Source organism: Fulvivirga ligni (assembly GCF_021389935.1).
In the GTDB taxonomy this organism is placed as follows: Bacteria; Bacteroidota; Bacteroidia; order Cytophagales; family Cyclobacteriaceae; genus Fulvivirga; species Fulvivirga ligni.
Map to the genome: position 1 here is coordinate 4,425,773 of NZ_CP089979.1, position 11,098 is coordinate 4,436,870.

At 40.1% G+C, this 11,098-nt stretch carries 13 protein-coding genes; 10 read left to right on the top strand and 3 right to left on the bottom strand.

Going from position 1 to position 11,098, the window contains the following annotated elements:
• Nucleotides 1-11 precede the first annotated feature (11 nt).
• On the top strand, nucleotides 12-773 hold the full coding sequence (locus tag LVD16_RS18545; RefSeq protein WP_233769777.1) for an alpha/beta fold hydrolase: 762 nt from the start codon (nucleotides 12-14) through the stop codon (nucleotides 771-773).
• A gap of 680 nt (nucleotides 774-1,453) precedes the next feature.
• Nucleotides 1,454-2,371 carry an archaemetzincin gene (locus LVD16_RS18550; protein ID WP_233769778.1) on the top strand — a complete coding sequence of 306 codons (918 nt, stop codon included), beginning with the start codon at nucleotides 1,454-1,456 and terminating at the stop codon, nucleotides 2,369-2,371.
• 482 nt (nucleotides 2,372-2,853) lie between these two features.
• Here LVD16_RS18550 and LVD16_RS18555 read toward each other — a convergent pair whose 3' ends face one another.
• Nucleotides 2,854-3,057, bottom strand: a complete 204-nt coding sequence (locus tag LVD16_RS18555; RefSeq protein WP_233769779.1) for a hypothetical protein — start codon at nucleotides 3,055-3,057, stop codon at nucleotides 2,854-2,856.
• 724 nt (nucleotides 3,058-3,781) lie between these two features.
• On the opposite strand from LVD16_RS18555, the gene LVD16_RS18560 reads away from it, so the two are divergent.
• The 8 genes from LVD16_RS18560 (at nucleotide 3,782) to LVD16_RS18595 (ending at nucleotide 9,222) form a co-directional block, all read left to right on the top strand.
• Nucleotides 3,782-4,108, top strand: coding sequence for an ArsR/SmtB family transcription factor (locus LVD16_RS18560; RefSeq protein WP_233769780.1), 327 nt, complete (start codon nucleotides 3,782-3,784; stop codon nucleotides 4,106-4,108).
• The gene (locus tag LVD16_RS18565; RefSeq protein ID WP_233769781.1) at nucleotides 4,098-4,601 is read left to right on the top strand and encodes an SRPBCC family protein; all 504 of its coding nucleotides are present in this window, start codon (nucleotides 4,098-4,100) and stop codon (nucleotides 4,599-4,601) included. The genes LVD16_RS18560 and LVD16_RS18565 overlap by 11 nt, the downstream gene beginning before the upstream one ends.
• A 106-nt stretch (nucleotides 4,602-4,707) precedes the next feature.
• Complete coding sequence (locus tag LVD16_RS18570; RefSeq protein ID WP_233769782.1) at nucleotides 4,708-5,157, top strand: hypothetical protein; 450 nt, start codon at nucleotides 4,708-4,710, stop codon at nucleotides 5,155-5,157.
• Nucleotides 5,158-5,180: 23 nt separating this feature from the next.
• Nucleotides 5,181-6,890 carry a glycosyltransferase family 39 protein gene (locus LVD16_RS18575; protein ID WP_233769783.1) on the top strand — a complete coding sequence of 570 codons (1,710 nt, stop codon included), beginning with the start codon at nucleotides 5,181-5,183 and terminating at the stop codon, nucleotides 6,888-6,890.
• A gap of 177 nt (nucleotides 6,891-7,067) precedes the next feature.
• Complete coding sequence (locus tag LVD16_RS18580; protein ID WP_233769784.1) at nucleotides 7,068-7,523, top strand: YdeI/OmpD-associated family protein; 456 nt, start codon at nucleotides 7,068-7,070, stop codon at nucleotides 7,521-7,523.
• Between the two features lie 30 nt (nucleotides 7,524-7,553).
• Nucleotides 7,554-8,099 carry a dihydrofolate reductase family protein gene (locus LVD16_RS18585; RefSeq protein ID WP_233769785.1) on the top strand — a complete coding sequence of 182 codons (546 nt, stop codon included), beginning with the start codon at nucleotides 7,554-7,556 and terminating at the stop codon, nucleotides 8,097-8,099.
• Nucleotides 8,100-8,204: 105 nt separating this feature from the next.
• Complete coding sequence (locus LVD16_RS18590) at nucleotides 8,205-8,624, top strand: hypothetical protein (RefSeq protein ID WP_233769786.1); 420 nt, start codon at nucleotides 8,205-8,207, stop codon at nucleotides 8,622-8,624.
• Nucleotides 8,625-8,724: 100 nt separating this feature from the next.
• Nucleotides 8,725-9,222 (top strand): hypothetical protein, encoded by a 498-nt coding sequence (locus LVD16_RS18595; protein WP_233769787.1) that lies wholly within the window; start codon nucleotides 8,725-8,727, stop codon nucleotides 9,220-9,222.
• A 360-nt stretch (nucleotides 9,223-9,582) separates the two neighbouring features.
• On the opposite strand, the gene LVD16_RS18600 is transcribed toward LVD16_RS18595, so the two are convergent.
• Nucleotides 9,583-9,735 (bottom strand): hypothetical protein, encoded by a 153-nt coding sequence (locus tag LVD16_RS18600; RefSeq protein WP_233769788.1) that lies wholly within the window; start codon nucleotides 9,733-9,735, stop codon nucleotides 9,583-9,585.
• Between the two features lie 1,180 nt (nucleotides 9,736-10,915).
• Complete coding sequence (locus tag LVD16_RS18605; protein ID WP_233769789.1) at nucleotides 10,916-11,062, bottom strand: hypothetical protein; 147 nt, start codon at nucleotides 11,060-11,062, stop codon at nucleotides 10,916-10,918.
• Nucleotides 11,063-11,098 lie beyond the last annotated feature (36 nt).

An 11,098-nucleotide genomic window follows, 5' to 3' on the forward strand; every position in this document is an offset into this window, starting at 1 on the left:
GTTTGACGGGTATGAGTAATTCTTTAATGTTAGAACAACTGGCCATTGAGTTCATTCAACCTTATCCAGACAGGCCAACTATAATTTTCCTTCATGATTCCCTCGGCTGTATCCGTCTATGGCGAGACTTTCCTAAAAAGCTGGGTGAAGCCACACAATGCAATGTACTCATTTATGATCGGCAAGGCTATGGACAATCCTGTCCCTTCAGCTATGATAATCGTACCATCAATTACATGGAAGATGAGGCTGACTTATTGAATAACCTCATCAATTACCTACAACTGAAGGATGTCATCCTTTTTGGGCATAGCGATGGCGGTTCCATCGCCCTGATTGCCGCAGGAAAATACCCCGAGAAGATTAAAGCTATAATTACTGAAGGTGCCCACATCTTGGTAGAGGATATAACCATTGCGGGAATCCTAGAGGCCATCTTACTGTATAAGGACACCGACCTAAAATCTAAACTCAATAAATACCACGGAGACAAAACTGAGCCGCTATTCAAGGCATGGGCTGACACCTGGACCAGCCCCTTTTTCCGGGAATGGAATATAGAAACATTCTTGCCACATATTCAGTGTCCAGCCCTCATCATTCAGGGGGAAGATGATGAATACGGCACACTAGACCAAGTATATCGCACTACAACCGGAATTGGGACCAAAGCCAGCTCCCTCATCATCCCCAATGTAAAGCACACGCCGCATAAGGAAGTAGCGGAACTGGTGATTGAAAGGAGTGCTGGTTTTATTTTGAAGTGGCAATAATCAGGTCGAAGACACTGAAAGCTTGCAGTTTCGTTGGTGATAACACACAACGAAGGCGGAGCGGGTAGTGCTGATCTTACGCCTACGATTAGTTTCGTACATCGCTTGTTTTTCTATTCTTAGACATGCAACACACTCAAACGTCATTCCGGAATTCTGTAGCGTAGCGGAAGAATATCCGGAATCTTACTATTCGGTTTACAGAGGCTGAACAGCAAGATTCCGGCTCTCCGCTACGCTGCGGCCGGAATGACGCTTTGGGAGGTACTGCTTGCGATTCTCCCTTGCTTCTTCAGCTCAGTGACTCTGATCTTCGACCCTTCGACGGGGCTCAGGATGACTCGATCGTGGTCTTCAAATCTTGCTGCTCAGTCGTGTGGTTTAAGTATGTTGAAAAACAAGCTGATCTCAAGTCCTTAGTGGCAGTCCATATCTATGAAATAACACCGCTCTCGGAAGACCTTGCAGCAAGAAAGATTTTTTTGTTACTTTTTTGATCGATTGCAAAAAAGTAAAGGAACCTTGGCTATGACAAGCTGAAAGGACTAGTCGCAGGCCTGAAGTTTCGTAGGTGGAGACACCTACGAAGGAGAGAAAGACATTACACCTACCAATGTTAAACGAACATTAGATTAAGGTAATCCTGAGCTTATGTCTAAGTTTATCATTACATTAAAAGCATGAAGGAACTATTCCATCTTATTCTATTAACTATGACATGCGTTCTCATTGGCTGCCAAGAGAAAACTGAGGAAAGAACTAAAATTAAAAACTCAAAAACCATTGCTATCAAAGACTTGGGTAAGCTTAAACACTTGCAAAGCACGTTACCCGCCCCAGAACCAGGAGAGTGGCTTTACCAGCAAAATGAAAGCGGGCAGACCTTTCAAGAATATGTTCAGTTAGCGCCTCATAAACCAGACTCTTTACATCATAAAATATACCTCCAGCCCATAGGAACCTTTGACAGTGTTGATATTTCCGTTTTGGAAAATCTGAGGCTTTACCTACAAATCTTCTTTGGACAAAAAACTATACTCTTAGAAATCCAACCTTCTATAATTACACCTCAATCGTCAAGAAGAAACAATCATGGAATTGAACAGATACACACACAATTTTTACTGCAAGAATACCTGCCAGAAACCAAACCTCAAGAAGCCATAGCCTATGCTGCCATCACCAGCGAAGACCTTTTCCCTAAAGAAGGATGGAATTACGTATTCGGACAGGCCGGCTTAAACACACAGTTGAGTACTTTCTCCATGTACAGATACAAGACGGCTAAAATGACACCCGTTTATCAGCGACAGTACCTCAATCGCTTAGCAAAAACTGCCAGCCATGAAATTGGACATTCATTAGGTTTGAAGCATTGCAATAAATTCAAATGCCTTATGAACGGCAGCCTTACCTTAACCGAGGCTGACCATAAGCCATCATGGTTGTGCTATATTTGCCTGGCTAAAATCGGTTGGAATACTCAAATGGACTTGCAGAAACGCTATGATCAACTCATTGAATATACCGAGCAGCAACGGTTTAATAAGGCGAATGAATTCTACAAAAAGTCGAGGAAAGTATTGATGAAGAATTGAGAGATATTTCAGTTTTCAATCTTAGTAAGACTAACTTAAGGTCAATAAATAGGCCTCTCCAGCGTTTCGGTGTCAGTGGGCAAATATAAGCTGGTGGTTTCGTTGGTGATAACACACAACGAAGGCGGAGCGGGTAGTGCTGATCTTATGTCTTACGATTAGTTCAGAGTGTCAGCGATAGAAAAGTAGTAGAGCAGAACAGCGAGCAGTACCTCTAAAACGTCATTCCTGGCCGCAGCGTAGCGGAGAGCCGGAATCTTGCTGTTCAGCCTCTGCAAACCTAACAGTAAGATTCCGGATATTCTTCCGCTACGCTACAGAATTCCGGAATGAGGTTTGAGTGTGTTGCTCGTCTAAGAATAGAAAAACAAGCGAAGTACGAAATCGCCAACCCTTCGACGGGGCTCAGGATGACTCGGTGGTAGCCTTCAAATCTTGCTGCACAGTCGTGAGATTTAAGTATATTGAAACACAAGCTTATCTCAAGTCCTTAGTGGCAGTCCATATCTATGAAATAATACCGCTCTCGGAAGACCTTGCAGCAAGAAAGATTTTTTTGTTACTTTTTTGATCGACTGCAAAAGTAAAGGAACTTTGGCTATGAAAAGCTGAAAGGATGTGTCGCAAAGGCCTGAAGTTTCGTAGGTGGAGACACCTACGAAGGCGAAGGCTAATCTATTGGTCATATAGGATGGTAGTGAGGCATATCTGCTCTTCAGGTTGCCTGCACTCTAAACATAGTTAGCAATTTTGATCGTCTACCCTTCGACGGGGCTCAGGATGACTCGATCGTGGTATTTAAATCTTGACAGTAGCACCTAGAATATAGAAGCATAAAATCTTGCTGCTCAGTCGTGAGGTTTAAGGATATTGAAAAACAAGCTTATCTCAAGTCCTTAGTGGTAGTCCATATCTATGGAATAATGTCGCTCTCGGAAGACCTTGCAGCAAGAAAGATTTTTTTGTTACTTTTTTGATCGATTGCAAAAAAGTAAAGGAACCTTGGCTATGAAAAGTTGAAAGGATTAGTTGCAGGTCTGAAGTTTCGTAGGTGGAGACACCTACGAAGGCGAAGACTAATCTATTAGTCATATAGGATGGTAGTGAGCCATATCTGCTCTTCAGGTTGCCTGCACTCTAAAAATAGTTAGCAATTCTGATCGTCGACCCTTCGACGGGGCTCAGGATGACTCGGTGGTGGTTTTCAAATCTTGCTGCTCAGTACCTACGAAGGCGAAAGTTAGCAAAGTATGCTTCCACTGGCATTTCAAATGCCATTCTCTACAAATCCTCGTTAAAAACAAGGATCAGATTTTATACATGTAATTAATTTCTTGTAAATTTTTTATAAAATCTTTTGAGAAACCAAAAGGTTGCTTATATTTGCAACCAAACGGTTTCTAATTTATTATGAAAAGAGATATATTCCAAGCCATAGCTGATCCTACACGGAGGGCCATTTTAGTTCTTATTGCTTCTCAGGCACTCACGCCAAATGCACTGGCAGAGAAGTTTGACACTAGCAGACAGGCTGTGTCTAAGCACATTAAGATCTTGAATGAATGTGAGTTATTAGAGCAAAATAAGGAAGGAAGGGAAATCTACTACAAGCTGAAGATTGAGAAGATGAAAGAGGTAGATCAATGGCTTGAGCAATTCAGGCAGATATGGAAAAGCCGTTTTGAACAATTGGATGTTGTACTCAATCAATTAAAATCAAATAATAATGAAGACTAACCTACTTATGGACTTTACTGTTGACAAGGAAAACAGTACCATCATTGTAAAAAGAGAGTTTGATGCACCTGTGGATTTTGTTTGGCGTGCCTGGACTGAAGCTGAGCTTTTAGATAAATGGTGGGCACCTAAACCATGGCAATCTAAAACCAAATCTATGAACTTTGAAGAAGGGGGTAGACGCCTTTACGCTATGCAAGGTCCACAGGGAGAAGAGCATTGGGCCTTAGCCGATTATACGTCAATCTCCCCAAAAAATAATTTCCAGCAGCTGGATGCATTTTGTGACAATGACGCAAATTTAAATACCCAAATGCCCCGATCTCAGTGGTCTGTCGATTTTGAACCAGCCAATGATTCCACCACTACAGTTACAGTGCATATAAAGCATGACAAATTTGAAGACATTCAAACTATCATAGAAATGGGATTCAAAGAAGGCTTCACCTTGGCACTAGAGAATCTGGATGAGGTGATTGATAATCAAAAATAATTAGTACGAATGATGATGTTTTTTTAACAAGCCGTAAGCTATTATTCTTACGGCTTTTCTCTTTTTCAAATGCGCTCCATTGAACTTAATTATCTATTTTGGCAGCATGAAAAAGATACTGTTCAGCACGTTGTTACTAATTGCTATCACTTGCAGCATTTCTCATGCACAGCGAAAACACATACATGGCACTAACATTTCCCTCGTGGTGCCAGAAGGGTATACAAAAAGCCAAAACTTCCTTGGTTATGAAAAAGATAGCTCTCAACTATCTGTAATGACAATCAATGGTGGTGCTTATAATGATAACATGCCGCTGTATCTGGAACAAATGTCTTCTCCTGAAATCATCATTCTTGAAGACAAAGAGTTGACCATAGATGGTTATCCTGCTAAATATATAGTGATGACCAATTCCATGCATAAGTCGACAGCAATTATTCTCATATTTGGAAACGATTCTTTTACTAATGTGATTTCTGGTGCGTCTAACCATAAAGACGAACTAGAAATACTGAAACGAAGTATCCTCTCTGCTGAGTATATTCAACAATAATCCCTTCCCTCAAAATAAACTTCATGAATGGTAAGTCCATAAATATCAACCTGAGTACGCTGGCCCTTTTATCGCTAGGCGTATTTTGGCTCATATTTGTGTCATACCCCTCATGCTATTGGTTTTACATAATAGGTGAAATCGAAGATTACTCTCAGTTCAGCACAACTGTAAATCACTTATTTCAAGACACTTATCTCAATCATAAGATTGATGAATACTTTCTTTCAGCTTCACATTTTCAGTTTGTAAAAGCCTATTATATTCCTATTCTCATTGCCTTTCTGATACTCAATTTGCTAAGTCTGGCTCTGATGGTTCGGCTGATCAAATCATGTGGAAAGCTCAGTTTCAAGGCTCCATCTTTAAGTAGAAAAGAGCTGTTGACTATTGGCAGCTTACTCCTTGTTTGGCTGGCCTACAAAGTCTTCCTATATTATCATTTCCCACTGCACATAGATGAAGTATTTGATTATGTATACTACAGCAAGAAAGACATATTGATCAGGCATACTTATCAATTTACAGATGGCATTGGCTGGGCGAACAACCACGTTTTTTATACTGATTTATCTCATCTGCTCCTGTCATTGGGCTTTCCAGATAAGCTGGCCATTAGGCTACCTTCTATCGTAGCAGAACTGATTTTATTGATATGCATATTTAGCTGGCTCCAAAAAAAGGGGTTGGTAAAAGCGTTGTTCAGTGCTATTCTGGTTGCAACATCCTTTTGGGCTGGTATTTACAGTATTCAGGGGAGATCCTATTATCTTATGGCTCTATTTTCGGTGGTTAGCTACATACTATTTGAAGAATACCGCACCTCTCATAAGACATCCCAACTCCTCTTGTTGAGTTTTATTTCTATTCTCGCTTTTTGTACTAACAAGCTGTTTATCATACCGTTCACAGCACTTATTCTGTATGCTCTCATTCAGTATCGAAGTTTCAGAAAAACCGATTTTCGTCAAATTTTGCTGGCCTCTAGCCTATTAGCCATCCTGGTTGGTTTATTCTATTTCCCAGTGTGCCTGGTTAGTGGCTGGGATAAAATCATCCCACGATCATTCACTAAAGAACCGCTTCAGCCCTTGGTGCTTTATATGGAAACGCTTGAGACCATGAGTGTTATCACAAATGCTAATGCAAAAGCATATCTCATTTTACTGCTTCCCTTCATTTCATATCTGTTTCTTAGAAAAAAATATACTAAAGAAACCAAAAGGCTTCATCTCTTCACCGGCTTGCAGTTATTCATGGTCATCATTTTCTCTTTGATTATGAGAACTTACATTCCTTTTAGAGCACTGATCTATCTAAATGTGATATTCACTCTATTGATCGGTTTTATCATTTATGATTTATCTGGAAGCCATAAAAAACTAGTACTAACCACATGCATTATAATCATGGCAGCAAATACAGCCTTTAATTTTAAATACACCTGGCTACATCGCATCAACCAGTACATTTATGACAAACTTTTTTATGCTCAAATAGATAGGGAATTAGAAATAGTTAAGAAGCACGAACCCCAACATATATTTATACAAAGAGACCTTCACTTTCACCTATTCTATACTATGCTTGAGTTCCCGGATAAAACTGAAGTGTATGATCAGATGCCTGATGTAGAAGCTCAGGATATTATAATTAGCTCAGACTCCACTTCTACTCTAAAAATTCTGGTTGATTCCCCCATTGAAGATGCTTTGATTTTACAGAGGGAGTAATTGTTCAGGCTCCAATAATAAGCGGTAAGAATTCCGGCCCTCCGCTGCCCTGCAACCGGAATGATGTCATCAGAATATCGAAACTGCTAAAAAATATTCCATCCTATTTTCCTACTGACATAAGGCTGTCACTATGCGCTTTTACTTTTGATTAAAACCCTAAAAAATCATCAAAAAATGGAGCAAAGGAACAACTACAGTGTATTGGATATTCATCCTGAAAACGTGAAATTTTCTGAATCAGGACCAATTGAAATAAAGGATGGTAAAAAGGCCATATACATGGACAGCCGGGAAAGCTGGAGGCAGTGGCTGAAAGAGAATGGCGAAAAGGAAAAATCAATTTGGCTTATTTTCTATCATAAAGATAGTAATGTCACCTGTGTGGATAGAATAGAAGCTACCGAAGAAGCACTTTGCTTCGGATGGATTGATAGCCTCTGTAAGAAGCGTGATAAGAACAGCTACTATCTCACCTTCACACCTAGAAACCCAAAAAGAAATAATTGGAGCGATATTAATATTGATAGAGCAGAAAGGCTGATAAGAGAAGAAATGATGACCAAACGCGGCCTGGCTCTTATTGATTTAGCTAAAGAAAAAGGCAAATGGTCTACTGTAGCTGAAAAGTAGAATACTTATCTTGTTCTGCAAAGCACTAATATGGAGAAAAGCAGTTGTAAAGTATTTATTGCCACCAGTATGGATGGCTACATTGCAGATAAGAATGGCAATATAGATTGGCTCCATGCTACCCCAAATCCTGATAATGACGATATGGGCTACGGGTATTTTATGGCAACTATAGATGCCATTATTATGGGCCGCAATACCTATGAAACAGTTCTCGGTTTTGACATAGACTGGCCTTATACCAAGCCAGTTTATGTGCTGAGCACTACCTTAACCCAAACTCCGGAACATCTTCATAACAAGGTCGAAATGGTTAATACTGATCTGAAAAGCCTTATCCATCATCTGGCCACCAAAGGCCAATACCAGTTATATATTGACGGAGGACTCACCATCCAGAATTTCCTCAAAGAAGATTTGCTTGACGAAATAACCATTACCACCATTCCAATCCTACTCGGAGGTGGCATTCCGTTATTTTCAACTTTGGATAATCCTCTGAATTTCAAATGCGTAAAATCGAGGATTATGCTCAACCGCCTGGTTCAGTGTCATTATGTTCGAGAGCATCAATAACTGCCACTTATCAATAAAGGAAAATACTAAAACAATTTAGCCCAAGTAACGTTAAGTCCTAAGTTGGGCTGTGATCATTTTCAGCCCATATTAACTAACAACGTTATGCACATTAAAATTGCCTTCTTAGTACTTTCAATTATCGGTCTACATAACATTGACCCTACCTTAAATCAAAACAACAAAGTACTCACCTCTAAAAAGTGGACTGATCAGGAAGACCCTTCTAACAATTTTATCTTCGATAAAAACGGCCAATATAAACAAAACGCTGAAGCAGTGACCTTTATAGGAAAATGGCACAATACTGGAGATAACGAGATTTATCTTTTACTAGAAGAAATACAGGCAGACAGCACCTCTATGTTTATGAATGGCTTTGGCACAAATACACTAGGTTATTACTGGCAAATAGAGCATATAGATGACAAGGTTATGAAAGTAAAAGTACGTCATGAAAACGACACTTGGGATTCAGGCTTTGTTACTGAGCACACTTTTGTGGCTGAAGAGATTAAGCTTTAGGTAGATACAGACTATCGCAAAACTTGCCTAAGAGTTTCTCACTCAAATAATATCATAAATTCAAGATATTTTATTATCTTCATAAATAAAATATCTTGACATGATTCTCTCACATCTCACCCTACTGTTTACCATTTTCACCTTATCCTTTTCCCCCACGGAAAGAATCAATGAGGACATGAAAAAGCTCACTCTAGAGCATGCTAAATTTGAAACAACCAATCAAAAGACAAAAAATCATAAAAGAGTATCACTAGAACTGAATCAATACTTCACCTCCTTAACCAGTAAAATCACAAATAAATCTTCTCCTAAAACTGAGATTTTAAATGGCATTAAAGTTAAGTCCTGGGAGACAACGATGGATGAAAAAGCAGTTGTAATGAGGGAATTTTCATTAGATAGTTCTGATTATCAGCTGTATGCGCTGACTATCCAAGGTTTAGAGTCAGACCTCTCCTATCTATCTGAAAAATCTTATGGTATGGTTAATTATTCCATAAAGGATGTGGTCACTAGCGTAAAGAAGAAGGACCGCAGGGAAGACTTTGGTGAGAAGGTGAAGGATTTTAGTGATGTGGTGGAAAGGTTGAGATAGTTCTAGCGTAGCGGAAACTCAAATCGAGTTACAATTTACCTCCATTTCTGGAATCAACAACATACAAGCTTCAATGGACAGTAAAAGTAACTTCGAGATTGCTTCACTACACTTCGTTGCGTTCGCAATTACCAGTTATGAAAGGCCTCTACAAATTAAATACATAGATGTCTCCTTTCGTCGACATGACCTTTGAGAAAGGCAGGCTGATTAACAAACTCGGTAGCAGCTCCATCTTGCTGCCCAGTCGTGCGGTGAAAGAAGATTGAAAGACAGACTCATCTCAAGTCCCTGGTGGTAGTTGCTATCTATAAAATTCTTCTGCTCTCGGAAGACCTTGCAGCAAGAAAGATTTTTTTGTTACTTTTTTGATCGATTGCAAAAAAGTAAAGGAACCGTAGCTATGAAAAGCTGAAAGGAATAGCCGCAAAGGCCTGAAGTTTCGTAGGTGGAGACACCTACGAAGGCGAAGGCTACATAAATGTCAATAGCCGAAGCTAATCTATTAGTCATATTCGGGTAGTAAGGCATATCTGCTCTTCAGGTTGCCTGTACTCTAAACATAGTCAGCAATTCTGATCGTCTATCCTTCGACGGGGCTCAGGATGACTCGGTGGTGGTTTTCAAATCTTGCTGCTCAGTCGTGAGGTTTAAGGATATTGAAAAACAGGATTATCTCAAGTCCCCAGTGTTAGTCCATCTCTATGGAATAATGCCGCTCTCGGAAGACCTTGCAGCAAGAAAGATTTTTTTGTTACTTTTTTGATCGACTGCAAAAAAGTAAAGGAACCGCAGCTATGAAAAGCTCAAAGGATTAGCCGCAAAGGCCTGAAGTTTCGTAGGTGGAGACACCTACGAAGGCGAAGGCTACATAAATTGCAATAGCCGAAGCTAATCTATTAGTTATATCCGGATGGTAGTGAGGCATATCTGCTCTTCAGGTTGCCTGTACTCTAAACATAGTCAGCAATTCTGATCGTCTACCCTTCGACGGGGCTCAGGATGACTCGGTGGTGGTTTTCAAATCTTGCTGCTCAGTCGTGCGGTGAAAGAAGATTGAAAAACAGGCTCATCTCAAGTCCCTGGTGGCAGTTCATCTCTATGGAATAATGCCGCTCTCGGAAGACTTTGCAGCAAGAAAGATTTTTTGTTACTTTTTTGATCGACTGCAAAAAAGTAAAGGAACCGTAGCTATGAAATAAAGTACTTAGCAATAATCGCATTACAAATGCTAGACTCTACAAATCCTCGTTAAAAACAAGGATTAGGTGGGTCATTTCAATCTTGAGGTGCCAACTAGGAAATAAGAATGTAATACTGATCGTCTACCCTTCGATGGGGCTCAGGGTGACTCGGTTATGCGGTAAATCTTGCTATACCTTCATAAGCAACAAGATGATTGAAAGGCCTCTTCACATTAAATACATAGATGTCTCCTTTCGTCGACATGACCGTTTGGCAAGTGAAAAGGCAAGCTTACTGTACAACAAACTCCGAAGTGGCTCCATCTTGCTGCCCAGTCGTGCGTTGAAAAAAGATTGAAAAACATGCTCATCTCAAGTCCCTGGTGGTAGTTGCTATCTATGAAATTCTTCTGCTCTCGGAAGACCTTGCAGCAAGAAAGATTTTTTTGTTACTTTTTTGATCGATTGCAAAAAAGTAAAGGAACTGTAGCTATAAAAAGCTCAAAGGATTAGCCGCAAAGGTCTGAAGTTTCGCAGATGGAGACACCTACGAAGGCGAAGGCTACATAAATGGCAATAGCCGAAGCTAATATATTAGTCATATCCGGAGGGTAGTGAGGCATATCTGCTCTCCAGGTTGCCTGTACTCTAAACATAGTCAGCAATTCTGATCGTCTACCCTTCGACGGGGC